Below are 25117 nucleotides of genomic sequence, written 5' to 3' on the forward strand. Positions count from 1 at the left end.
TCTGCCGTAACGTCGCTCATCACAGATCCGCTGCTATCGCTGCCGGGCGTGTCGCCACCGGCATAAGGCCCTGTCACAGGCATGTACCCGCTGTGTTGTCTCCAAAGTGGATACAACTGCCCTCCTCCAACGATAAAGATGTTAGGGAGTAAAGAAATGACCCGTTCGATGATGTGCTCTGCCCTGGCCATTCTGGGGTGCGCAGCACCAGCAATGGCGCAAGAGGCAACAGTGGGTTCGGCGCTTGTGTTGGAGGAGATTGTCGTTACCGCACAGAAGCGCGCACAAAGCGCACAGGATGTGCCGGTGGCGATGAGTGTCATCGGCGCCGATGCCCTGGCTGCTGTTGGCGGTAGCAGGTTGCAAGACCTGACACAGCTTTCCCCAAGTCTGACCGTGACTCAAGGGGGCGACCAGAACAATAATTCCGTTATTCTGCGCGGTATCGGCACGTCCGCCTTCTCCATCGGAGTTGAGGCGAGCGTCCTGGTGGTCATTGATGATGTCGCTGCCGGCCTCTCCGGCCAAGGTTTCAACGACTTACAGGATATTGAGCGGATTGAGATCCTGCGCGGGCCCCAAAGCACCTTGTTCGGCAAGGCCGCATCGGCGGGCGTCATCAACATCACCACCAAAGCGCCGACCGACACATTCACAGGTTCAGCGGAGGTTATGGTTACCGATGATGACGAGCAACGGTATTCCGCCGGCCTCTCCGGGCCATTGGCGGAAGGGTTGAGTTTTCGGGCCAGTGCCGCCATCGGCCGGTATGACGGTAACATCCGCAACCTCGCCACCGGCGGCATGATCAATGGTCGCGACAGCGAGAATTTCCGGGCCAAATTCCTATGGGAACCGTCCGAGGCCTTTGATGTGACACTGTCGGGCCATTACGTGAAGACTGAAGCTGATTGCTGCGAGTATGTATCTATCCGCAAAACAGCCGGTATCCGTACCCTGTTCGGCGTTCCCACCAACACTCAGTTGGCAGGTATCACGCCCGGCAGCGATAATTTTACGGCCCGCATCGATCCGGAACCTGTGTCGGATGCCAAGGATTATGGCGGCAACCTGAAGGTCAATCTTTACCTGGGCGAGCACACGCTTACCAACATCATCGCCCGCAACCATTATTTCGCCACCGACAGTTCGGATTTCGACGGCGCGACCGGCCCGCTGCTGGGTCAGCCGAACGGCCTGACACAGTTTGGCTTTTTCCGGGGCGACACATTCAGCAACGAACTGCGCCTGACCTCTCCCGGATCAGGCGACCTGCAATATGTCGCCGGTCTCTATTATGCGGATAATACCTTCACCCGGCGGTTCACCCGCACGGGTCCCGTGCAGCCAGGTAACTGGCGGGGCGAGGCTGGATCGGAGGCCTATGCCCTGTTCGGTCAGGCCGATTACACCATCACGCCAGGAACCAAGCTCATCGCCGGCCTGCGCTGGGGCCTGGAGAATATCAGCTTCGTCTATGACCGCTATAACAATGCCGGCGGCAACCCGCCCTTCAATACCAGCGGATCGGCCAGTGATACGGTGGTGACCGGAAAGGCCGGTATCCAGCAGGATCTGGCTGAGGATGTCATGGGGTTTGCCACCTATTCCCGAGGTTATAAGGGGCAGGCCTATGACCTGACATCTTCCTTCTCCACACCCACCAATCCAGCCCGCAATCCGGTCCGCCCGGAAACCTCCAACAGCTATGAGCTGGGGCTCAAAGGCCGGTTCCTGGATCGCCGTGCCAGTTTGAGCCTGACGGGCTTCCTGACCGACTATGATGATTTCCAGGCGCAGTCACAGGTGGCAGAGTTTGGCGGCAGCCTGTTCCTGGCCAATGTCGGCAAGTTGCGTACCAAGGGTGTGGAGGCTGAAGGCTCCTTGCTGGCCACCGAGATGCTGACCCTGAATGGCAGTGTCGCTTACACAGATGCAAAGATCCGCGCTTTCCCAAATGCTGAATGCTATTTCGGCCAGACAGCGGCGCTTGGATGTACGCCGCGCACCACGGGGGGGCGTGCGCAGGACCTGTCGGGCCAACGTCTGGCCAACGCACCGCAGTGGAAATTCAATGTCGGCGCCGACCTGGAGGTGCCGTTGGGCGATCTACCTGTCACCGGCTTCGTCAATGCCAATTACAGCTGGCAGAGCAAGGTCAATTTCGACCTTCGGGGCAATCCCAACACGGTCCAGGGGGCTTATGGCATAACCAACTTCAGTGTGGCTTTCGAGGACAAGGAGCAAGGTCGCTACCGTCTGACGCTTTTCGTCCGTAACCTGTTCGACAAGCACTATTTCTCCAGCATGAACGACCTGACCAACGGGTTGATCGCCAATCCCTTCCCCAACCCGTCGACAGTGATCGACCTGCGCGGGCGCCGAGCGCGGGATGCCAGCCGCTACATGGGGGCTCGGTTCTCTGTGAAATACTGACCCGCGCCATCGCCTGCGACCGGACCCATTCTGCCGAAAGCTGATCCTATGAAGCGCCACCTTCTCGCCACCGCCATCGCCCTGTCCTTCGCCTTGGGTGCCCATGCACAGGCCCCCGCTAACGGGTCCGAACCGCGGATCACGATGCAACTGAAAGGAGGCTGGCGCTTTCATCTGGGAGAAGCACCATCGGCTGAAAAGGTTGATTTCCCCGACGGCAATTGGGCGCCGGTCACTGTACCCCATACTTGGAACCGGGTTGGTTATTACACCACCCCATCACCGGACCGGGTGAACACGCCCGACACAATCAACAAGACCCAGGGCACCGGCTGGTATCGGCTGTCCTTCACGCCGTCGGGTGATTTTAAGGGTAAGCGGGCATGGCTGCAATTCGACGCAGTCAGCCGGCGGGCAGAGGTCTGGCTAAACGGACAATATCTGGGCCGCCATGAAGGGGGCTTTTCGCGCTTCCGGCTGGATGCGACGGCAGCCCTGAAGCCGGGTGCCGCCAACCTGCTGGTCGTAAAGGCGGATAACAGCAAGCCGGCACCAGGCAGTACCACCGCCGACATCTTGCCCCTGGCGGGTGATTTCTTCGTCCATGGCGGTATCTATCGCAACGTGGCATTAATCGCGACCAGCGACATCCACGCAGACATGCTGGACCATGGCGGTCCCGGCATCTATGCCACAACCAAGACCGTGGACGGGAACAGCGCACAGGTGCAGGTCGCCATTCATGCGCGCAACAGCAGCAGCCGGAAGAACAAGGTGACAATCGTCACCAGGCTGGTTGATGCGACCGGCCGGACGGTGGCGGAGGGCACACAGAGCGCCAACTTGCCCCCCGGTGAAACGGTTAAGATGGAGCAGCCCTTGTCAGTGACCCATGCCCGGCTATGGCAGGGCACCACTGATCCGTATCTGCACGATCTGGTGGTGGAGTTTCAGGATGGGCGGGGTCAGGTCCTGGACCGTGTGACCCAGAAGTTCGGCATCCGCGAAGTACGGGTTGATGCCACCCAAGGCTTGATCCTGAATGGTAAGCCAGTCCGGTTGCATGGCGTGGGCCTGCATCAGGACCTGGAAGGCAAGGGCTGGGCCATGGATGAGACAGACATTGCAAAGGATGTCGAGATTATCCGTGAAATGGGAGCCAACACCATCCGGTTGACCCATTATCAGCATGGCCCCACGATCCATGAACTGGCCGATAAACATGGGCTGATCCTGTGGGATGAAATCCCGCTGGTATCCGCCTGGACGCCACCTGGCAAGATGGTGGCCACGGAGGGCTTGATTGCCAATGCGCGCCGGCAATTGCAGGAACTGATCAAGCAGAACCAGAACCATGCTGCCGTCGTCACCTGGGGCATCGCCAATGAAGTGGACTTCGGGTCGACACCGGTAGCACCCTTTATCGGCATCACGTCCGGTTCCGACCCTGCACCCTTGTTAAGGGAATTGCGGGCGTTGAGTACGGCGATCGACCCCAGTCGCCCCACTGTACTGGCCACCTGCTGCGAAGGCGGCATGTTTGGCGACGCACAGATACCCATTGTTGCAACGGAAGCGGACTTAGGTGGGGCCAACCGCTATTTCGGCTGGTATTACGGCAAGCCTTCCCAGCTTGGGGCAAATATCGAGACCCTTCGCGCTGCCCGCCCCAGCCAACCGCTTGCCATAACGGAATATGGGGCCGGCGGGGCGGTAACGATCCACACAGACGACCCGCTGGGTGGCCCTGTGGATGCGCGCGGCCGTGACCAGCCGGAAGAGTATCTTAGCTACTTCCATGAGGAAAGCTGGGCAATCCTGGGCGCACGCACGGACCTTTGGGCGACCTGGCTGTGGAATGCGTTCGACTTCGCGACACTGGTCCGCAAGGAGGGCGATGCCCAGGACATCAATACCAAGGGCCTTGTCACCTATGACCGCAAGGTCAAGAAGGACGCGTTCTTCTTTTACAAGGCCAACTGGAACCCTGCCCCGACCGTCCATATTACGGGCCGCCGTTATGTGAACCGGGCGTATCCGGTGACACATATCCGTGTCTACAGCAACGCCCCAGCGACGGAGCTTCAGTTAAATGGGCGGGGACTGGGGGTGCGCCGGGATTGTCCCCAGAAGATCTGCGTTTGGGAGGATGTGCTGCTGGACCAGGGGGACAACGCGGTGGCCGCTGTCGGGCTGTTCGCGGATGGTCCGGTCAGGGACAGCGTCAACTGGACCCTGGACGCCGGTTCAGCGCGCGCCTTCCGTATCGACAGCGGCGCGTTGGTGGCCGCGCCGAGCGAACATGGGCGCTTTGGGTCCGATGCCTTCTTCACGGGTGGGACGGCAGGTAGCGTACAGCCAGCCAGCGGCTATGGTCCGCCCCGCCCGCGCAAGGTGGTCAATGGCACCGCTGACACGATGCTGATCTCCACCTATCGCGAGGGGGATTTCACTTATCGCCTGCCAATGGCCGATGGCACCTATCGGGTCACCCTGTCCTTCCTGGAACCCACAGCAGCACCGGGGGAACGCCAATTCGACGTTCTGGCCAATGGTGAAAAGAAGCTGCGTTCCCTGGATGTCGCTGCCCTTGCCGGAGCGCCGATGACAATGGTCAGTCGGAATTTCGAGGTCAAGGTAACGGGCGGAAAGCTCGTTCTGCACTTCACCCCGGTCAAGGGAAAGGCCATCGTCTCGGCCATCGCGGTGGAAGCGATATAGGTCCAAGCGGCCAAGCAAGGGCGGCCCATTCGGTTATCCCCGACTGTGCGGCACTGGAGTTTGGCGTCCCGGTCGCCGGGCAGGAGAATGCCCGCCACCAGATGGCGCTTGATCAACGTCTGGTGGCCACGCTTGCTCATGCCCTGGGTCTGTGGCGCCGGCAGCGCCACGGGCGGCGCATCCCTGCGACACCGGCGCTGCTATTTGGCGACGCCCCATTGGAAAGGTTGAGCAGGCATTTGTTGAAAAACGCCGCCCGCGTCTTCGAGATGAAGCCCAAGCCGACGGTGCATCTGCCAACGGCCGGTACCGCCTGATCGCCGCTCACTCTGCTTCAGTCCCGGATAACCCCGCTCGGTCCGCTGATGCGCGGGGGCAGCCTGCCCAGCCACGGCCGTGCCGCCAACCCCAAAAAAGACGCCCCGAAACATGGTAAGCCGCGGGAACCAGGGCCCGCTTCCGCATGGAAACGCACAGAGCAACCACAAGGCGAAAGCCGGCTGCGAAACGATCCTCTTGCATAATTCGGGCTGATAGCCAGTGGGCGGCTTCCGCTCATCATACCCACCACATAAGCGGCGAGGTGTGATATTGATTTCGGGCATTGTCCGATAGCGTAAAGAAGCATGGCCTCTATCCTGAGAACTCGCATGCAACGCATGCTCGATCAATTCTCGCTCCGACAACGCCTGCTGGCATCATTCGCATTCCTGCTGGTCTTGATGGTGGCCATATCGGTTGTGTCGCTGCAGCGGTTAAATGCGTTGACAGTCGGGATTGACCATTTGTCAGGACAGGAGGCGCGTGTCGCCCTTCTGGCACAACAGGCCAACCAGCACACACAAAGTGCCGCCCATCATCTGCTTCGACTTCTACAGACGCCAGACCGGTCAGAACGCGCACCGCTCTATTCCAGCATGGATGCAGCCTTGGCGCAGTCCGGTGCCGCCATGGCCGAACTTACCCGGTCTGGGTTTGGTGAGGCAGCGACCGGGTCTGAGGCGTTGACCCGGCTTCTGAAGGTGCGCCAGGCGTTCGACGACACGTTTATGGAAACAGTGGATCTGATCGAGGTGCAGGGGCTAACGGCGGCACGGCAGCATTTCGCTCGTGAAACAGATCCGCTGATGGCCGATCTGATCAGCACGGCCTCTGCGCTGGCGGAGGAACGCCAGATACAGGTGCAGATTGAGGCGGAGATGCTGAAGGCCGACGCTGACAGGGCGCGGCTGATCATCCTTGTGTTGGGTCCGGCGGCGCTGCTGATCGGGGGCGGATTGGCTGCCGCCATCGCCCGGTCGATCGCGCAGCCGATCCAGGAGGCGGCGCTGGTCGCCGGTTCCATCGCTGACGGGCATTACTCCTGCAAAGTGCCGGCTGGTCGCGGACCTGAACTCGGCGCCTTGATGCGCTCGCTGGCGACGATGCGCGACAGCATCGCCTCGCGTGAGAAGCGCATCCTGGATTTGGCCTATCTTGACGTTCTGACGGATCTGCCCAACCGCACCCACCTTGTGGAAACCATCACACGGGTCGTCGCTGAAACAAGTGGTGCGCTGTTGCTGCTGAACATCAACCGGTTTGCGCCCATCAACAATGCCTTGGGCTTTCATGTCGGCGACCGTCTTTTGCGGGAGGTGGCGGAACGATTGCGCGTCCATGTTAGTGACCGCTATATGGTCGCAAGGCTGGGCGGCGATGAGTTTGCCCTTTTGATACCCGGCATCGGCGAAGAGGAGGCGCAAGCGCAGGCCCAGCGGCTTGTGTCGCTGATGCGTATGCCGCTATCGCTGGAAGATCAGCGACTGGATGTCGATATCCGGCTGGGGATCGTGATGTTCCCCCGCGACGGGACATCGGCTGCCGACCTCCTGCGCCGTGCTGATCTGGCTCTGGCCTTGGCCAGCCGTCGGCACAATGGCTTCGCGTTTGGGAGTGAGGTGGCCGATCAGCCTCGGCACGAACACCTGACCCTGATTGGCGATATGCGTACCGCCATGGCCGAGAACGAGTTTGTGCCCTTTTTCCAGCCGAAGCTGGAACTGGTGAGCGGTCAAATTGTCGGTGCGGAGGCCTTGCTGCGCTGGCAGCATCCCACGCGGGGCCTTGTCCCGCCCGGCACCTTCATCCCGTTTGCCGAACAGACCGGGTTCATCCGGGAGATCACGCCCTGGCTGCTGGCCACCATCATCCAGCAAAGCGCTGAATGGCACCGCGCCGGCCTGTCGCTGGTGACCTCGATCAACATCTCGACACTGGATCTGACGGGTCGTCAGCTTGTTATAGAGACAGGCCGACTTTTGCGGGAGCATGGCCTGCCACCCGATCTGATCTGCCTGGAAATCACCGAAAGCGCTCTGATGGATGACCCGGAGGTGGCGTTGCGCCATCTGGGGGAACTGGCAGCGCTGGGGGTGAAACTGTCCATTGACGATTATGGTTCCGGCCAAGCCTCGCTTGGTTATGTCCAGCGACTGCCGGTACACGAATTGAAGATCGACCGCGCCTTTGTGGACAAAGTCGATTGCCGCGGCAAGAGTGCGGCCATCATCCGCTCGACCATCCTGCTATGTGAAGAACTGGGCCTCTCCGTGGTGGCCGAAGGGGTGGAAACGGACGCCGAACTGGACTGGCTGAAGCGGAACCGCTGTGGTCTGGTCCAGGGTTACCGCATCGCCAAACCGATGCCCGCCGCCATGTTCAGGCAATGGCTGGCGGATCGGCCGTGACCGGCTGAAGACCCGGGGGGCCAAGCGTAAATGGGCATGGCGGGACCCATCATCGTTGGCACGCGCCAGGTTCGCTGCGCAATTGGCCGTACCCCTGCGGCAGGACGGTGATCGTGCTCCGATCCTGCTGCTCGGCGGGGGGCATCCATACCCCGGACGCGCCCCCTGTCAACGGGAGTGCTGGCTGGCAAGCACTGGACAAGACCGCCCACTGTCAGGCCCGCTCGAAAGACAATAGTGGATCTCCCGCCGTCACAGCTCTTCCCGCCCGGCAATGAACGACCCCTACCCGACCGGCGGTGCGGGCCTGGATGGCGAATTCCATCTTCATGGCTTCCAGGACGACCAATGTCTGGCCAATCTCGACCTGCTGTCCCACCTCCACCAGCACCTTCCAGACATTTCCGGAAATATCGGCCTGGATAGCGTGTTCATCCGCCGCCACCGGCGCATTATCGGCTTCTGCGGTCGGCGCTTTCTCATCCGACTGCCAAAGGGCTACCTCCGCTGTGAACGCCGCCTGCTGGCGGGAACGGAAAGCAGCGATGTCATCGGCATCCAGTGCCCAGGCCGCCTCATGCGCTTCCAGATCGAAGACCGACTCTTCTACCCGCACCTGCACACGACCAGCCCGGAAATCGGCGCGGAACCTGTCCAGTTCCGGCTCCGTCACGGGATAGAAGCGCACCCGGTCGAAAAAGCGCAGCAGCCAGGGTTCGGCACCAAACTGGCGGTTGGCCAGGAACTTGTTCCAGATCGGCACCGTCCGACCAACCAACTGATAGCCACCGGGACTATCCATGCCATAGATGCACATATAGATGCCGCCGATCCCCACCGTGCCTTCCGCCGTATAGGTGCGGGCGGGATTGTACTTGCTGGTCAGCAACCGGTGACGCGGGTCCAGTGGCACCGCACAAGGGGCCCCCAGATAGACATCGCCCAGGCCCAACACCATATAGCTGGCATCAAAAATGGTGTCGCGCACCTGATCGCGGCTTTCCAAGCCGTTGATCCGCTGAATGAAATCGACATTGTTGGGCAGCCAGGGCGCCTCGTGCTTCACCGTCTCCCGGTAGCGGGTGACAGCGCCCAGCGTGGCGCTGTCCTCAAATGCCAGCGGAAGATGCACGATACGGCTGGGCACTTTCAGCCCCTCAACCCCGCCTAACTGACCTTCCAGCACGAGCAACCGCTCAATCAAGGCCGATTGGCTGATAACTCTGCTGTCATAATGGATCTGGACCGACCGCACGCCGGGAGAAAGTTCAGCAACGCCCGTAATACTGGCAGCCTTCACCGCCTCCATCAGCAGATGGATGCGCAGACGCAGGCGCAGATCCAGCACATTTTCCCCATATTCCAGCAGGATGTATTTGTCGCCGGCCTGGCGGTAGGTGACCATGGGTCGGTCATCCGTGGCCGGCAGACGGGTCAGAATGCAGGTTTCGGGGGTAACCGGCGACGGTGCCGGCAGCGGTTGGTCGGACAGGTCGGCAATTGCCGCATCCTGCGCCTGCTCCAGGGCCAGCGCGTCGGCAAAACTGACGGGGCGGAAGCGGATCGTATCGCCCGGCTTCACCTGCCCCACCTTCCACAGATCGGCCTTGATGATGGTGGCGGGGCAGACAAAGCCGCCCAGGCTGGGCCCGTCGCAGGTCAGGATGACAGGTGTGTCGCCCGTGAAATTGATGCTGCCGATGGCATAGACGCAATCGTGGATATTGGACGGGTGCAGACCCGCCTCCCCGCCATCGCTGCGCGTCCATTCCGGCTTCGGCCCCACCAGTCGCACACCCAACCGGTTGGAATTATGGTGGACGCGGTACTCACTGTTAAAGAAGGTTTCCATGGCTTCCGACTTAAAAAAGTCGGGCGCACCATGCGGGCCATACAGCACCGCGACATCCCAGTGCTTACCATAAGCGGGGATCAGCGATGCTGGCGCCGGTGCGGGCTCAAAGGCAGGGGCCGGCGTGGAACAGGCGGAGGAGCCAGGCCGGCTGACCGGCAGTACGTCGCCCACCCGCAGCGTGCGGCCCGCATGGCCACCAAACTGCCCCAGGACAAAGGTGGATTTGCTGCCCAGATAATCCGGCACATCGAAACCATGGCGGATAGCAATATAGGTTCGGCAACCGGTTTCGGCGCGACCCAGGCGCAGCACCTGACCCGCCTTGACACTGATCGGTGTCCAGAAGGACAGCGCCTCACCACCATCCAGGCTGGCCGGCATCGCGCCGCCGGTCAGGGCGATGGTGGCATCACCGTGAAACCGCAGGGTGGGGCCTTGCAGGGTGCATTCCAAACCAGCGGCGGCCCCATCATTGCCAACGATGCGGTTGGCCAGACGGAACGCATAATCATCCATCGGCCCCGATGGGGGCACGCCGATATCCCAGTATCCGTGCCGGCCCGGATAATCCTGGACCGTCGTGTAGGTGCCGGGTTCCACCACCTCCACCACGGGCGAGACATGGTGATAGCTGTCCAGGAAGCGGGTGGACATCCGCCCCTGGATGAAGGTATCGCCAGACAGGATACCGCGCAGATAATCCAAATTGGTGGCGATGCCATGCAGCCGGGTTGCATCCAAGGCAGACAGCATCTTCAGCCGCGCAGCCTCCCGATCCGGACCATGCACAATCAGCTTGGCGATCATCGGATCATAATTGGCCGACACCTCCGTGCCGGTGCGCACCCAACCATCGACGCGCACATTATCGGGAAAGAACACATCGGTCAGGGTGCCGGGGGAGGGTGCGAAATTGCGCACCGGGTTTTCGGCGTATAGCCGGACCTCAATCGACGCACCCTGCGGTTCCGGCAGGTGACTGAAGTCGGGTGGATCGCCGGCGGCGATGCGGATCATCCATTCCACCAGATCCAAGCCGGTCACCGCCTCTGTCACCGGATGTTCGACCTGCAGGCGGGTATTCACCTCCAGGAAGTAAAAGGCGTCGCGGGCGCTGTCGTAAATGAATTCCACGGTGCCCGCCGACACATAGCCCACCGCCTGCCCCAGACGCACAGCAGCATCCAGAAGGCGGCGGCGGGTCTCTGGTGGCAGGCCGGGGGCAGGCGTTTCCTCGATTACTTTCTGATTGCGGCGCTGGACGGAGCAATCCCGCTCGCCCAACGCCACGACATTGCCCCGGCCATCGCCGAAGATTTGTACTTCCACATGGCGGGCATCGGACACGAACCGTTCGATGAACACACCGCCATCCTTGAAGAAGGACTGGCCCAGCCGCTTCACACTATCGAAGGCCGCGACCAGTTCGCCCTCATCGGCGCAGCGCTGCAGGCCGATACCGCCACCGCCCGCCGTGCTTTTCAGCATGACGGGATAGCCGATCTCCGCCGCCGCCGCCTTGGCCTCCTCCACATCCTTCAGCAGGTCGGTGCCCGGTGTCAGGGGAACGCCCGCTGCCTTGGCAATCTCGCGCGAGGTGTGTTTCAGGCCAAAGCGACGGATCTGGTCCGGGGTGGGGCCGACAAAGGCAATACCGGCGGCGGCACATTGTTCGGCGAATTCCGTATTCTCCGACAGAAAGCCGTAACCGGGGATAATGGCCTCGGCCCCCGTCTCCTTGGCAATCTCAATGATCCGGTCACCGCGCAGATAGCTTTCCGCCGGCGTCTGTCCGCCCAGCGGAATAGCGATATCGGCGACCGCCACATGCAGACTGTCGGCATCGGCTTCGGAATAAACGGCGACCGAGCGAATGCCCATCCGCTTCATGGTGGCGGCGATGCGGACAGCGATCTCACCACGATTGGCGATCAGGACCGTGCTGAACATTCTCTCATCCCCTTCGTGTTCAGGCAGCGTTCTGCGCGCGCAGACGCATGTAGGCACGCCATCCGCCCAGACTGGTAATGTCGGCGGCATCACGGGTGGCCCAGGCTTCACACAGGAAACCCTGCACATGGCGGCCATCGACCAGTTCCAAGGTGCCGATGCCCAGCGGCGACGGAATCAGCGCTACAAAGGACCCGTAATGGGCCACCGGCATGTCCCACAATTCCACCGCGATGGGCATCCCCTCCCCCGTTCGGACCAGCCCCGGCTTGGGCGGAGTGGTGCCCGGCAAGGCGTAAAGGCGATAGGCGGCAGAGGTCAGCGTGCTTTCCAGCAGCACGGCCCCGCGTTCTGTCAACTGCCCGTTCAACGGCATGCCCGACAGATGCGCGCCGACCACGGCCAGGGTGATATGCCCGTGCCGCCCCTGCTGTGCCCGTTCCGCCTGCGGCAATAACAGGGGGGAGGCCCCGCGCTTCCAGGGACTGGCCGCCTGCCACAACCGACCGAATTCCAGCAGCCGTGCCTCGTTCCAGGCGGGCGCGATCAGGGTGATGCCGGCGGGCAAACCATCGCCCCGCATGCCGCCCGGCAGGGCGATGGCCGACCAGTCAAGCAAGTTGACGAAGTTGGTGTAGAGCCCCATCCGGCTGTTCACGCCCACCGGATCGGCCATCACCTGGGCAATGGTGGGCAGGGTCGGGGCCGTGGGCACCAGCAGGCCATCCAGCCCCGCCATCAAACCCTCTGCCCGCCGCGCCAGTTCCATACGCCGATACTCAGCCTTGAAACTGTCGGCGGCGTTGAAATTGCGGGCTTTTTCGATGATGGAACGGACGACGGGATGGACCGAATCTGGCCGATCGCGCATGATACTTTCGATGGCGGCATAGCGCTCGGCCACCCAGGGCCCGTCATATAACAGCGCTGCCACATCCCAGAGCGGTTGGAAATCAATCGCACGCAGTTCCACGCCGAGGGAGGTGAGGCGCGATAGCGAGGCCTGATAGGCCGCCTCCGCCACCCCATCACCAAACCAGTTCGGGACCTTCGGGATGCCCAATACGGGCCGCGCCGGCCAAGCGGTTGCGGGTGGCCCGGCCTTGCGGGAGTAGGCATCGGCGGCATCATAGCCCTGCATCTGCTCCAGCACGCTGGCGGCGTCATCAACCGAAAGGGCCATGACGGTGATACAGTCCAGGGTGCGGCAGGCCGGTACCAACCCGCGCGTGGAGACCAATCCCCGTGTGGGCTTCAGCCCCACCAGATTATTGTGCCCCGCCGGTACCCGGCCCGATCCGGCTGTGTCGGTGCCCAGCGCGAACGGCACCAGCCCGCGCGCCACCACCGATGCCGACCCAGAACTGGACCCGCCGGAAACATGTTCCGCACTGAAGGCATTGGAGACAGCGCCATAGGGAGACCGGGTGCCGACCAGACCCGTGGCGAACTGATCCAGGTTGGTCTTACCGATCACCACCGCGCCCGCCGCCTCCAGCTTCGCCACCGCTGCCGCACTGGCATCAGGCTGATAGGCGAAATCCGGACAGGCGCATGTGGTGGGCAGGCCCACAACGTCAATATTGTCCTTCACGGCAAAGGGAATGCCATAGAGCGGGGCCGAAGGGTCCAGCGCGCGCAGCCGCGCCAGCAACGCATCCGGGCCGATCAGGCTGATCCAGGCGGGATCATCCGTGGACAGAGCCTCCAGCAGCTTGGGCAGCAGGTCCTGCGGCCTGCCGCCCGCCCGGTAGGCGCTGGCCCAGTCCTGAAGCGTCCAGAATTGAGTGACAATCATCGCGCTCATGATCCGATCTGGTTCCCGTACCGCTTGCCCCGGTCAGGCCAGTATGCGGACCCATGCTGCACCGCCATATACGCAGGATGACGTATTGAGGGTGTCAGACCAATCTCCCTTGATCGTGACCGATCCAGGGAGATTTCGGGTTCCCTCAGGTGCCGGGCGCTGCCATCCGGCAGCTTGGCTTTCGGCGCACGAGCGCCGGGCTGGCGGTCGCCAGCCTCCAACCTCCCGAAGGTCAAGCCTTCGGGAGGTTAGTATCAGGTCAGCGCAAACGCGCTCAGCCTCTCACCCCTTCCCCGCCATGATCCGCATGGCCAGTGAGGTGGCCGACGCGCGGTTTTCCACGCCCATCTTGGAGAAGATGCGCTCCAGGTGCTTGTTCACCGTGCGCGGGCTGATGCCCAGGATTTCGCTGATTTCCCGGTTGGTCTTGCCATGGATCAGCCAGCGCAAAACCTCCACCTCGCGCAGGGTCAGGTCCAACTGACTGCGCAGAATATCTTCCCCCGACGGCCCGGCGGTCGTCAGTTGGAACAGATATTCACCGGGCCCCGTGGGCAGCAGGTAGCGGGCGGGCCCCACACCAGCCGCGGGGGCAAGGGCGTCCGCCGTCTCCGTATCAGATCCGCCCGCCACGGCGCGCAGCAGAAGGGCTTGGACGGGGGCGGGCGGTGCGGCACCTTCACCAAAGACCGCTGACAAAAGACTGGCCGCCTGTGGCGTCGACCACAGGATATGGCCCGCCGGGTTGATGGCAAACAGGTGCCGCCCCGAAGCGTCCAGCGCCAACCGCGCGCCATGGGCGGCGCGAGCCGTTGCGATATGCACACGGATGCGGGCCAAAAGCTCAACAAGATTGACGGGCTTGGTCACGTAGTCGGTCCCGCCCACCTCCAGCCCGCGCAGAACATGCGTGGTTTCCGTCAGGCCGGTCATGAAAATGACAGGCAAATGGGCTGTGCGCGTGTCGCGCTTGATCTGCTGGCAGGTGGTAAAGCCGTCCATGCCCGGCATGACGGCATCCATCACCACCAGCGAGGGCATCACCCGTTCCAACAGGGTCAGCGCCGCCTCGCCCCGTGTGGCTGCCAGGGCGGTAAAGCCCCCGCGTTCCAAAGCATCGACCAGCATGTTCAGCTCGTCACGATTATCATCGACAACCAGGACCATATCGCCGGCGGGTGCCCCGTCACGCATGCTCAGCCCCCGTCATCCCAGCCGTCCCCAGTACCTCTGCCAAGCGTTCATATTCAAATCCTTGGGCCAGAAGCGACAGCCGGTCGAACCAGCCGTCATGTCCGGGATATTCGGCCCGCAACTCTCGCAGCAGTAGTTCGATCCCGCGTGCATGGCCGATCTTGGCGAGGTTGAGCAGGCCAGCGATCTCCGCTGGTGTGAGGGCAGGCGCCAACGGCACCCCCTCAGTCGCAGGTTCCTCCCGCCGCCACTCCAGGTCCAGCAGCACCTCCAGCCGTTCCAGAAGCTGCGTGATGTCGACCGGCTTCACCAGGAAATCATCATGCGGCTGATCGGCCCCACGCCCACGTTCAGCCAGATCATGCGCTTCGGCCGACAGCAGCAGGATCAACAGATCCTCCATCCCACCATCGCGCAGCGCCTGGGCCACCTGCCAACCATTCAAGCCGGGCATCGAGATATCCAGGATCAGCAGGTCCGGCTTATGCCGGGGGGCCAGATCCAGACATTCCGCCCCATTGCAGGCAAAGATCAGGTCGAAACCCAGCGGTTCCAGTAATTGCCGCATCATGGAAAGATGCTGCGCATCATCATCACATAACAGGATGGTGCGGCGGTCACCATGATAACCCAGCACCCGGTGGCTGGGTCTGGCCTGAATGGGGGCCCGCACCTCTGACAGCAGCATCCGCACCTTAAAGCTGCTGCCCTTGCCCGGCTGGCTGTCCATGGTCAGTTCGCCGCCCAGCACATGCGTCAGCAGGCGCGTGATGGTCAGGCCCAGGCCCGTGCCGGGGATGGCGTCCATGCGACTGGGCAGGTTGCCCCGGTCGAACGGCAGGAAGATACGCTCCCGGTCCTCCGGCGCCACACCGATGCCCGTGTCAGCCACCTCAAACTCCGCCGTTTCCCCACGCCGACGCACACTGAACCGTACCTGCCCACGTTCGGTGTATTTCACGGCATTGGACAAGAGGTTCATCAGGATCTGGCCCAGGCGCTTTTCATCGGTCACAACAAAACGCGGAATGGTTGGGTCGGGCCAATATTCAAAGGCGACATCCTTGGCCGCTGCCTGTGGCCCGAACATATCGGCCAGTTGCGCCAGAAAGGCCGGAAGGTCCACAACATCGCGGCTGATCTGCACCGTGCCCGTTTCGATCTTGGAGATATCCATCAGCCCATCGACCAGACGGGTGATGTGTTCGGCACTGCGCCGGATCACCCGCACGGCATCTTCCGGCTGCCGCAGACCCCCGCGTTCCAGAAGCTGCGCATAGCCATTGATGGAGTTCAGCGGCGTTCGCACCTCGTGGCTGAGGCCTGCGATGAATCGGGTCTTGGCGATGTTGGCGGACTCCGCTGCTTCCTTTGCCTTTTGCAGGGCAGCATCGGTCTGTTCATGGGCCTCAATCTCATCCTGCAACAGCGCCATCCGCCGCTCGCTCTCCTCCTCTGCCAGACGCCGGCTTTCATGGGCCAGGACGATGGCCCAGGCGGCCAGCCCCATGATGATCAGGGCGGCAGCAAACACAATCTGCAAGGTTGTGCGTACCGTCTCCTTCGGCACACCGGGTATCGCGCCATATTGCGTGCCGATCAGGGCCAGCAGCATGGCCATTCCCGCCGTCAGCAGCGCCATGATGGCGGCAAAGCGCCCGATGCGACTGCCCAGCCAACGGCGCAGCGCCGCCGGCAAGTGTTTGCCAACCATATCCGCCAGTTGCTCGCCCAAAGTCGCACGCACCTTGCACCGGTCATGGCAGCGGGTTTCCAGTGAGCAGCACAGCGAACAGATGGGCGCGCCATAGGCTGGGCAGTAGGACATGTCCGGCGGCTCGAACATATTTTCGCACACTGAACAGCGGATCAGCCCCCCCTCAGTCGGCAGCACATCCGGCTGCCGGGCAATGTAATAACGGCCCTTGCTGGCCCAGGCGATGACAGGAGCCGAGACGAAAGCTGCAACCAGACCAATCAGCGGGGCAAAGGCCCGCGCCACCTCCCCCAGCAACCCGAAGGAACTGGTCAGGGATAACAACAGCGATATGCCCATGGCGCCGACGCCAACCGGGTTGATATCGTACAGATGGGCGCGACGGAATTCGATGCTGGGCGGGCTCCAGCCTAAGCGCTTATTGACCAGAAGGTCCGCCGTCAGCGCCCCGACCCAGGCCACCGCCAGATTGGCATAGATGCCGAGGATGCTTTCGATCACCTTGAAGATGCCCATCTCCATCAACATCAGCGCCAGCATGACGTTGAACACCAGCCAGACGACGCGGCCCGGATGCGAATGGGTCAGGCGGGAGAAGAAATTGGACCAGGCGATGGAGCCGGCATAGGCGTTGGTGACATTGATCTTGGCCTGACAGACCACGATGAACACCACTGTCAAAGCCAAAGCCAGACCGGGAGAGGACACAATCCGTTCAAAGACCATGCGATACATGGCGGTTGGCGTGGCGGCCTCCAACGCACTCATCCCTGCCTGCATGGCGGCATAACCCAACAGAGATCCTGCCACCAACTTGGCACCGCCGATGAAAATCCAGCCTGGCCCCGCGATCAGCATGGCACTCCACCACCCAACCGGGCCTGCGCGCCGACGATCAGGCAGGAACCGCAGATAATCCACCTGCTCACCGATCTGCGGCAGCAGCGACAACAGGACGGACGTCGCCAGACCAAAGGCCAGCAGGGAAAAACCACCTTCCGGCGCATGCAGGCCCGCCAGGCTTGTCCAGCCCGACAGTTCGCCCGGTTCGGCCAGGACAACAAAGACCAGGGGGGAGAGCTGTAAAATCAGCCAGATGGGCTGTGTCCAGACCTGCATCAGGCTGATTTTTCGGATGCCATGGATGGCGATGGGCAACACGATCAGAGCGCTGATCATGTGGGACAGCCAGAGCGGGATTCCCAGACAAAGCGTCAGCGCCTCTGACATGATGGCCGCTTCAAGCGCCAGCAGGATGAAGGTGAAGCCCGCATAGATCAGCGACGTGAAGGTGGAACCAATATAGCCGAACCCCGCACCGCGGGTCAGCAGGTCCATGTCTACGCCAAACTTGGCCGCGTAGTAGGCAATGGGCACACCGGTGGCCAGCACCAGCAGCGCCACCAGCACGATGGCCGCCATGGCGTTGGTAAAGCCATAGGCAAGCGTGATCGACGCCCCGATGGCCTCGCATGCCAGGAAGGAGATAGCCCCCATGGCCGTGTTGCCAACGCGGAACGGCGACCAGCGCCGCGCCCGGTCAGCCGTGAAGCGCAGGGCATAATCCTCCACCGTCTGGTCGGAGACCCAACGGTTATACTGCCGCCGCACACGCACAATGGGCAGCGATTTCAGCATGCGCACTTGTCCATCAAAGCCCAAGCCCCCCCAAGAACCTGATCCACCCCATGCCCAGGACCCTAGCCCGGTCCAGGATACGCAGACATACGTCGTCTGACGTATTCGTTTTCGCATATGCGAGACATTAACCTTCCCTTCACAAACAGGGCCATGGGCAGCAACAGCCCAGCCACGGATTTTTCCGCAAAACAGGGGGTGCTTCATGATGGGACGCAAATTTGCGTCGCGGCCGGCGGCTGCGCGCATGGCGGTATCGGCCTTGGCGCTAATGCTGGCCGGCCTGTCCACGACCCCGGCTTCGGCCGGCTTCACACAGACCTTTGGTGAGGGAAAGTCGCTGTCCATCGGGCTTGGCATGCGCGGTTCCTACACCAGTGCCGAAGACGCCGCCCCCAATGGCCGCGACCGGTCCAGCGAGTTCAACCTGGACTCTGTGCGCGTGTTCATCTCCGGCTCGCTGTCAGACACGATCAAAGCGACCTTCAACACCGAACGCGACGCGGACGGGAACCTGAAGCTGCTGGACGGGTACGCGCGGTTCGAGTTTTCAGACGAGTTCAACATCTGGGTTGGTCGCATGCTGCCGCCCAGCGACCGCGCCAATCTGGATGGTCCCTATTACCTGAACGCCTGGTCCTATCCCGGTGTGGTGTCGCAATATCCGGCCAAGTTTGCCGGCCGCGACGATGGGGCCACCGTCTGGGGCAAGCTGCTGGACAAGCGCCTGACCTATGCCGCTGGCGCCTTCAAGGGCCATAACCGCATCCGCGGTGCCAGCAACCAGGGCGACAACATGCTGTTCACGGGGCGGCTGGCCTATAACTTCCTCGATGTGGAAGACAACCCCGCCTATTACACCAGCAGCACCTATTATGGGTCCGCCGATGTCCTGACGCTGGCCATTGCCGGTGCCTATCAGGAAGATGGCGTTGGTACCGCTGCCCGGCCCGGTGATTACGGTGCCGTCAGCATCGACGCTCTGTTTGAAAAGAAGCTGGAGGGCGGGGCCGCCGTCACCCTGGAAGGGGCGTGGTATTCCTATGACACCGATGGTGTAGCCGATGTCGCCCCCGGTTTCGGCGGGTCGTCGGGCACGTCGAATGTCGGCGGTATCGTGGCGGGCGAAGCCTGGTTGCTGGGCGCTGCCTATCTGCTGCCGGGCAAGGTGGGGATGGGCAAGTTCCAGCCCTTCGTGCGTTATCAGACCTTCGACCCGGATGCTTCGCGCTTTGACGTCGAACAGTATGATTTCGGCGTGAATTATGTGATCAGCGGCCATTCCGCCCGCATCAGCGCGGAATATTCCACCATCGATACCGGCCCCGGTGCCGACAGCGACCGCTTCATCGTCGGGCTGCAATTGCAGTTCTGAGGTGGCGACACTTATCGCCCCTTTTCCCTGATAATCCATTCTGCTGACGGGAGATAACCCCATGTCGCGTCGTCAATTCCTGCGTTCCGCCGTCCTCTCCATCACCGGTGCCGCCCTGATGCTGGGGACAGCCGGGGTGGCGCTGGCCGCTGACAAGCCGCCGATCAAGGTCGGCATCCTGCATTCACTGTCGGGCACGATGGCCATCAGCGAGACGACCCTGAAGGACGTCATGCTGATGCTGATCGAGGAGCAGAACAAGAAGGGCGGCGTGCTGGGCCGCAAGCTGGAACCCGTTGTGGTCGACCCGGCCAGCAATTGGCCGCTTTTCGCCGAAAAGGCGCGCGAGCTGCTGGCCGTGCAGAAGGTCTCGGCCACGTTCGGCTGCTGGACCTCGGTGTCGCGCAAATCCGTGCTGCCGGTGTTTGAGGAGCTGAATGGCATCCTGTTCTATCCCGTGCAGTATGAGGGGGAAGAGAGCAGCCGCAACGTCTTCTATACCGGTGCCGCGCCGAACCAGCAGGCCGTGCCCGCCGTCGATTACCTGATCGGCGAAGGGATACAGCGCTGGGTCCTGGCTGGCACCGACTATGTCTATCCGCGCACGACCAACAAGATCCTGGAAGCCTATCTGAAGGCCAAGGGGGTAAAGGCGGAAGACATCATGATCAACTATACCCCCTTCGGCCATGCCGACTGGCAGTCGATTGTGAAGGATATCAAGAAGTTTGGCAGTGCCGGCAAGAAGACCGCCGTGGTCTCGACCATCAACGGCGACGCCAATGTCCCCTTCTATAAGGAGCTGGCCAACCAGGGCATCAAAGCCACTGACATTCCCGTCATCGCGTTTTCGGTGGGCGAGGAAGAACTGGCCGGGATCGACACCAAGCCGTTACAGGGCCATCTGGCCGCCTGGAACTATTTCCAGAGCGTCAAGACCCCCGTCAACGCCGAGTTTATCAAAAAATGGCAGGCCTTCACCAAGAACCCCAAGCGTGTCACCAACGACCCGATGGAAGCCCATTATATCGGCTTCAACATGTGGGTGCAGGCGGTGGAAAAGGCCGGGACCACGGATACCGACAAGGTCATTGATGCCATGATCGGCGTGGCTGTGCCCAACCTGTCGGGCGGTTATTCCGCCATGCTGCCCAACCACCACATCACCAAGCCCGTCCTGATCGGCGAGGTGCAGGCTGATGGGCAGTTTGAAACCGTGTGGAAGACACCGGGCCTGGTGGTGGGTGACGAATGGTCTGATTACCTGCCGGACAGCAAGGACCTGATCGCCGATTGGCGCAAGCCGCTGTCCTGCGGCAACTTCAACACCGCCACGGGCAAGTGCGGTGGGGCGAAGTAAACCGGCAAAGACGCCCCCTTCCCCTTTACGCGGGGGAAGGGGGCTTGATCCTTTCCGAAAGGCCTCCCCATGCGAATACTGCTTCTGCTGCTGTCTCTGCTGGTCACGCCGCTGGTCTGGGCGCAGGCGACGGGTCCCTTGATCGATGCGCTGGGCGCCGATGATTTCGCGGCCCGGGAACAGGCGCTGACGGCCCTGACCGAGACGGACGACCCCGCCATTGTTCCGGCCCTGAAGGCGCTGGAGAACGGTCAGCTTTACCGACGCCTGTCCGATGACAAGGTCGTGATCGGGCAGGAACAGGGGGAGAGTATCACCCTGACCGACCCGTTGACCGGGGAGGCCCTGGGGACACAAGCGGCGGGCGATCTGGAGCGGATCCGTGTCAATAACCGCCTGCGCCGGGCGATAGACGCATCGCTGGGGGCACTGACGCTGCGCAGCCCCGATGCCGCCGTCCGCCAGTCGGCGGCTGATGCTGTTTTTGTCAGCAGGGATGCCGCCACCTTGCCGCTGCTGGAAACGGCACTGGCGGCGGAGACTGACGCAAGGGTCAAGCGCAGCCTGGAACAGGCGCGGGCCGCGATCCTTCTGGCCGATGCGACCCTGGGCACGGACGATAAACTGTCCGCCATCGCCATCATTGCCGACAAGGGCGGGCAGGCAGCCCTGGCCCTGCTGAGCCCGTTGACCAGCAGCACCGAACCGGCGGTGGCCAAGGCCGCGACGGAGGCGGTGCGCCTCATCGAGAATAAGCTGGCCTGGGCCGCAGCAGCACAGAATGTCATCTATGGCCTGTCCCTCGGGTCCGTCCTGCTGCTGGCCGCCATTGGCCTGGCCGTCACCTTCGGCGTGATGGGCGTTATCAATATGGCGCATGGGGAAATGGTGATGTTGGGCGCCTACACGACCTTTGTTGTGCAGGAGATCATCCGTGCCCATGCGCCGGGCCTGTTCGACTGGTCGCTGCTGATTGCCTTGCCGCTGGCTTTTGTCGTGGCGGGCGGGATTGGCATCCTGATCGAACGCGGGGTCATCCGCTTTCTGTATGGCCGCCCGCTGGAAACCCTGCTGGCTACCTGGGGCCTGTCACTGGTGTTGCAACAGGCTGTGCGGTCCATCTTTGGGCCCACCAACATGGAAGTCGGAAATCCAGCCTGGATGGCCGGCGCCTTCCAGGTGGGGGAAGTGACCATCACCTATGGCCGCATGTGGATATTTCTGTTCGGGCTGATGGTCTTTGCCGCCCTGATGCTGTTGCTGCGCCGGACGCCACTGGGTTTGCAGATGCGGGCGGTGACGCAGAACCGTTCCATGGCGCGGGCCATGGGAATTCGCACGGCGCGCGTCGATGCGCTGACCTTTGGCCTTGGCTCCGGCATCGCCGGGCTGGCGGGGGTCGCCCTGTCGCAGATCGACAATGTCAGCCCCAATCTGGGCCAGGGCTACATCATCGACAGTTTCATGATCGTGATCTTTGGCGGCGTCGGTAACCTGTGGGGAACCCTGGTTGGGGCCCTGTCACTGGGCATCGTCAATAAGCTGTTGGAACCCTTGGCCGGCGCCGTGCTGGGCAAGATTCTGGTGCTGGTCGGCATCATCCTGTTCATCCAGGCGCGTCCGCGGGGCCTTTTCGCCCTGAAGGGCCGTGCCATCGAACATTAAGGGGACGCCCATGCAAGGCGGAATTCTGTTGCCACGCCTGGACCGGGCAGGCCTGATCTTTGGGGCGGTAGCGCTGGGTCTGGCCATTCTGATCCCCATCTTGAACCTGATCGTGCCGACGGACAGCGCCTTTCATGTGCCCCCCCATGTGGTGGCGCTGATGGGCAAATATCTATGCTATGCCCTGCTGGCTTTGTCGGTCGATCTGGTCTGGGGCTATTGCGGGATCCTGTCGCTGGGCCATGGGGCTTTCTTTGCCTTGGGCGGCTATGCGATGGGCATGTATCTGATGCGGCAGATCGGGCCGCGCGGCATGTATGGCCACCCCACCCTGCCCGACTTCATGGTGTTCCTGAACTGGCAGGAACTGCCTTGGTACTGGCTGGGCTTTGACCAGTTCTGGTTTGCGGCCATCATGGTGCTGCTGGCTCCGGGGCTGTTGGCCGGCTTACTGGGCTGGTTGGCCTTTCGCAGCCGGGTGACGGGCGTTTACCTGTCGATCATCACCCAGGCCATGACCTTTGCCCTGCTGCTGGCTTTCTTCCGCAATGATATGGGCTTCGGCGGCAATAACGGCCTGACCGACTTCAAGGACATCCTGGGGGCGCCATTGCAGGCTGATGGCACGCGCAGTGCCCTGTTCGCCGCCTCTGCCATCGCCCTGGCCTTCGGGTTCATCCTGTGCCGATGGATTGTGCGGTCAAAGTTGGGGCGTGTGCTGGTCGCCATCCGCGATGCGGAAAGCCGCACACGGTTTCTGGGCTACCGGGTGGAACAGTACAAGCTACTGGTCTTTGTTACATCGGCCTGCATGGCCGGTGTGGCGGGCGCGCTCTATGTGCCGCAGGTCGGGATCATCAATCCCGGTGAGTTCAGCCCTGCCAATTCGATCGAAGCGGTCATCTGGGTCGCCGTTGGCGGGCGCGGCACCTTGATCGGGTCGGTAATTGGGGCGGTTCTGGTCAATTTCGGCAAGACGCTGCTGACCAACGCCTTGCCGGAGATCTGGCTGTTCGCGCTGGGCGGCCTGTTCATTGCCGTCACCCTGTTCCTGCCGCGCGGCATTGTCGGCCTATGGACCGGCTACTGGGCAAAACGGCGCGAGAAACAGGCCGCATCCATCGCCACTCAACCCGTGACGGAGGGGTCATGATGTTGACCAAACCCGATCCGCAGCACACCCAGCTTTATCTGGATGGCGTCTCTGTCAGCTTTGACGGGTTCCGGGCACTGAACAACCTGTCGCTGATCATCATGCCGGGCGAAATGCGTGCCATCATCGGCCCCAATGGCGCGGGTAAGACCACGATGATGGATGTGATCACAGGCAAGACCAAGCCGGACAGGGGCACGATCCTGTTTGATGGCGACACCAACCTGACAGAGATGGACGAGGCCGGGATCGCCACGCTGGGCATTGGCCGGAAGTTTCAGAAACCGACCGTCTTTGAGAGCCACACCGTCTGGGACAATATCGATCTGGCGCTTGCAGGCAGGCGTGGACCCTTCGCCACACTGTTCCATCGTGACGGGGCCGATGATGACCGTATCCTGGCGATCCTGGAGACGATCCGCCTGTCCGGGCGGCGCGATGTCCTGGCCGGGGCCCTCAGCCATGGGCAGAAACAATGGCTGGAGATCGGCATGCTGCTGGCACAGGAACCCAAACTGCTGCTGGTTGATGAGCCGGTCGCGGGCATGACCGATGCCGAAACGGCGGAAACAGCACGGCTGCTGCGGGAGATTGCGCAGACCCGCTCCGTCGTCGTTGTCGAACATGACATGACCTTTGTCCGTGATCTGGATGTGAAGGTGACGGTGCTGCATGAAGGCTCCGTGCTGTCCGACGGGTCGTTGGATCATGTCAGCGCCGATCCGCGCGTCATCGAAGTCTATCTGGGGCGGTGATCCATGCTGAGTGTCAATGAAATCAACTTGCATTACGGTGCTGCCCAGGCGTTGCGCAGCGTCAGCGTTCTGGCCCAACCCGGCAAGGTCACCTGCCTGATGGGCCGCAACGGGGTGGGCAAATCCTCCACGCTGCGCGCTATCATCGGCCACCGCCCGATCAGCAGCGGCTCCATCATCTGGGAGGGGGCGGATATCAGCAGGCTGCCGACGGAGGACCGGGCCCGGCGCGGCATCGCCTATGTGCCGCAGGGGCGGGAGATTTTCCCGCTGCTGACCGTGAAGGAAAATCTCGAAACCGGCTTCGCCCCCCTGCCCCGCCGCCAGCGGTCCATCCCTGCTGAAATCTTCGAGCTGTTTCCGGTGTTGAAATCCATGCTGTCGCGGCGGGGGGGTGATCTGTCGGGCGGGCAGCAGCAGCAACTGGCCATCGGTCGGGCCCTGGTCACCCGCCCGCGCCTGCTGCTGCTGGACGAACCAACAGAGGGCATCCAGCCCAGCATCATCAAGGATATCGGCCGTGCTATCTCCTGGCTGCGCGACCGCGGCGACATGGCAATTGTGCTGGTTGAACAATATTTTGAGTTTGCCCGCGATCTGGCCGACCTTTACGCCGTCCTGGATCGGGGTGAGGTGGTTATCGCAGGGGACAAAGCCGGGCTGGTTGAAACGGAGGTGCGCAAATTCCTGACGGTATGACGGAGGGCCCAGCCTGGGGAGAGTTGGTTGCATTGACCAGGCAGAAGACCCACCATCTGCGGC

14 protein-coding genes are annotated in these 25117 nt (G+C 62.2%); 10 read left to right on the top strand and 4 right to left on the bottom strand.

Annotated elements, in window-relative coordinates; translation table 11 throughout:
- The first annotated feature begins 156 nt into the window (after positions 1 to 156).
- From CHU95_RS12540 to CHU95_RS12555, 4 genes are all read left to right on the top strand, one after another.
- Entirely contained in the window at positions 157 to 2436 is a 2280-nt protein-coding gene (locus CHU95_RS12540; RefSeq protein ID WP_165772144.1) for a TonB-dependent receptor, read from the top strand.
- 48 nt (positions 2437 to 2484) lie between these two features.
- Positions 2485 to 5157 (top strand): glycoside hydrolase family 2 TIM barrel-domain containing protein, encoded by a 2673-nt coding sequence (locus CHU95_RS12545; RefSeq protein ID WP_094456676.1) that lies wholly within the window; start codon positions 2485 to 2487, stop codon positions 5155 to 5157.
- Positions 5158 to 5258: 101 nt separating this feature from the next.
- Positions 5259 to 5474 carry a hypothetical protein gene (locus CHU95_RS12550; protein ID WP_094456677.1) on the top strand — a complete coding sequence of 72 codons (216 nt, stop codon included), beginning with the start codon at positions 5259 to 5261 and terminating at the stop codon, positions 5472 to 5474.
- A gap of 333 nt (positions 5475 to 5807) precedes the next feature.
- Complete coding sequence (locus tag CHU95_RS12555) at positions 5808 to 7886, top strand: putative bifunctional diguanylate cyclase/phosphodiesterase (protein WP_165772145.1); 2079 nt, start codon at positions 5808 to 5810, stop codon at positions 7884 to 7886.
- A gap of 214 nt (positions 7887 to 8100) precedes the next feature.
- Here CHU95_RS12555 and uca read toward each other — a convergent pair whose 3' ends face one another.
- The 4 genes from uca to CHU95_RS12575 all read right to left on the bottom strand — a co-directional run bounded on the left by uca (position 8101) and on the right by CHU95_RS12575 (position 18047).
- Entirely contained in the window at positions 8101 to 11691 is a 3591-nt protein-coding gene (uca, locus tag CHU95_RS12560; protein ID WP_094456679.1) for an urea carboxylase, read from the bottom strand.
- 19 nt (positions 11692 to 11710) lie between these two features.
- On the bottom strand, positions 11711 to 13498 hold the full coding sequence (gene atzF / locus CHU95_RS12565) for an allophanate hydrolase (RefSeq protein WP_245838200.1): 1788 nt from the start codon (positions 13496 to 13498) through the stop codon (positions 11711 to 11713).
- A 282-nt stretch (positions 13499 to 13780) separates the two neighbouring features.
- Entirely contained in the window at positions 13781 to 14692 is a 912-nt protein-coding gene (locus tag CHU95_RS12570; protein WP_094456681.1) for a response regulator transcription factor, read from the bottom strand.
- Positions 14685 to 18047 carry a hybrid sensor histidine kinase/response regulator gene (locus CHU95_RS12575; protein WP_094456682.1) on the bottom strand — a complete coding sequence of 1121 codons (3363 nt, stop codon included), beginning with the start codon at positions 18045 to 18047 and terminating at the stop codon, positions 14685 to 14687. Before CHU95_RS12575 ends, CHU95_RS12570 begins: the two co-directional genes overlap by 8 nt.
- A 205-nt stretch (positions 18048 to 18252) precedes the next feature.
- On the opposite strand from CHU95_RS12575, the gene CHU95_RS12580 reads away from it, so the two are divergent.
- The 6 genes from CHU95_RS12580 to urtE all read left to right on the top strand — a co-directional run bounded on the left by CHU95_RS12580 (position 18253) and on the right by urtE (position 25054).
- Positions 18253 to 19422 (top strand): porin family protein, encoded by a 1170-nt coding sequence (locus CHU95_RS12580; RefSeq protein WP_207762479.1) that lies wholly within the window; start codon positions 18253 to 18255, stop codon positions 19420 to 19422.
- Positions 19423 to 19540: 118 nt separating this feature from the next.
- Entirely contained in the window at positions 19541 to 20782 is a 1242-nt protein-coding gene (urtA, locus tag CHU95_RS12585) for an urea ABC transporter substrate-binding protein (protein WP_094456767.1), read from the top strand.
- Positions 20783 to 20851: 69 nt separating this feature from the next.
- Positions 20852 to 22447, top strand: a complete 1596-nt coding sequence (urtB, locus tag CHU95_RS12590) for an urea ABC transporter permease subunit UrtB (RefSeq protein ID WP_094456683.1) — start codon at positions 20852 to 20854, stop codon at positions 22445 to 22447.
- A 10-nt stretch (positions 22448 to 22457) separates the two neighbouring features.
- Complete coding sequence (gene urtC / locus CHU95_RS12595; RefSeq protein ID WP_094456684.1) at positions 22458 to 23600, top strand: urea ABC transporter permease subunit UrtC; 1143 nt, start codon at positions 22458 to 22460, stop codon at positions 23598 to 23600.
- On the top strand, positions 23597 to 24355 hold the full coding sequence (gene urtD / locus CHU95_RS12600) for an urea ABC transporter ATP-binding protein UrtD (protein ID WP_245838203.1): 759 nt from the start codon (positions 23597 to 23599) through the stop codon (positions 24353 to 24355). Before urtC ends, urtD begins: the two co-directional genes overlap by 4 nt.
- Positions 24356 to 24358: 3 nt before the next feature.
- Positions 24359 to 25054: an urea ABC transporter ATP-binding subunit UrtE gene (gene urtE / locus CHU95_RS12605; RefSeq protein ID WP_094456685.1), complete on the top strand. Its 696-nt coding sequence runs from the start codon at positions 24359 to 24361 to the stop codon at positions 25052 to 25054.
- Positions 25055 to 25117: the final 63 nt, after the last annotated feature.

Origin of the sequence: Niveispirillum lacus (assembly GCF_002251795.1) — a bacterium.
GTDB lineage: Bacteria > Pseudomonadota > Alphaproteobacteria > Azospirillales > Azospirillaceae > Niveispirillum > Niveispirillum lacus.

Excerpts from the sequence above, each read along its gene's own strand:
- CHU95_RS12580 (WP_207762479.1), top strand. The coding sequence starts at position 18,253 with ATGATGGGACGCAAATTTGCGTCGCGGCCGGCGGCTGCGCGCATGGCG.
- uca (WP_094456679.1), bottom strand. The coding sequence starts at position 11,691 with ATGTTCAGCACGGTCCTGATCGCCAATCGTGGTGAGATCGCTGTCCGC.
- CHU95_RS12550 (WP_094456677.1), top strand. The coding sequence starts at position 5,259 with ATGGCGCTTGATCAACGTCTGGTGGCCACGCTTGCTCATGCCCTGGGT.
- CHU95_RS12570 (WP_094456681.1), bottom strand. The coding sequence starts at position 14,692 with ATGCGTGACGGGGCACCCGCCGGCGATATGGTCCTGGTTGTCGATGAT.
- urtA (WP_094456767.1), top strand. The coding sequence starts at position 19,541 with ATGCTGGGGACAGCCGGGGTGGCGCTGGCCGCTGACAAGCCGCCGATC.
- urtD (WP_245838203.1), top strand. The coding sequence starts at position 23,597 with ATGATGTTGACCAAACCCGATCCGCAGCACACCCAGCTTTATCTGGAT.
- CHU95_RS12555 (WP_165772145.1), top strand. The coding sequence starts at position 5,808 with ATGCAACGCATGCTCGATCAATTCTCGCTCCGACAACGCCTGCTGGCA.
- urtC (WP_094456684.1), top strand. The coding sequence starts at position 22,458 with ATGCAAGGCGGAATTCTGTTGCCACGCCTGGACCGGGCAGGCCTGATC.
- CHU95_RS12540 (WP_165772144.1), top strand. The coding sequence starts at position 157 with ATGACCCGTTCGATGATGTGCTCTGCCCTGGCCATTCTGGGGTGCGCA.
- CHU95_RS12545 (WP_094456676.1), top strand. The coding sequence starts at position 2,485 with ATGAAGCGCCACCTTCTCGCCACCGCCATCGCCCTGTCCTTCGCCTTG.
- CHU95_RS12575 (WP_094456682.1), bottom strand. The coding sequence starts at position 18,047 with ATGCTGAAATCGCTGCCCATTGTGCGTGTGCGGCGGCAGTATAACCGT.
- urtB (WP_094456683.1), top strand. The coding sequence starts at position 20,852 with ATGCGAATACTGCTTCTGCTGCTGTCTCTGCTGGTCACGCCGCTGGTC.
- atzF (WP_245838200.1), bottom strand. The coding sequence starts at position 13,498 with ATGAGCGCGATGATTGTCACTCAATTCTGGACGCTTCAGGACTGGGCC.
- urtE (WP_094456685.1), top strand. The coding sequence starts at position 24,359 with ATGCTGAGTGTCAATGAAATCAACTTGCATTACGGTGCTGCCCAGGCG.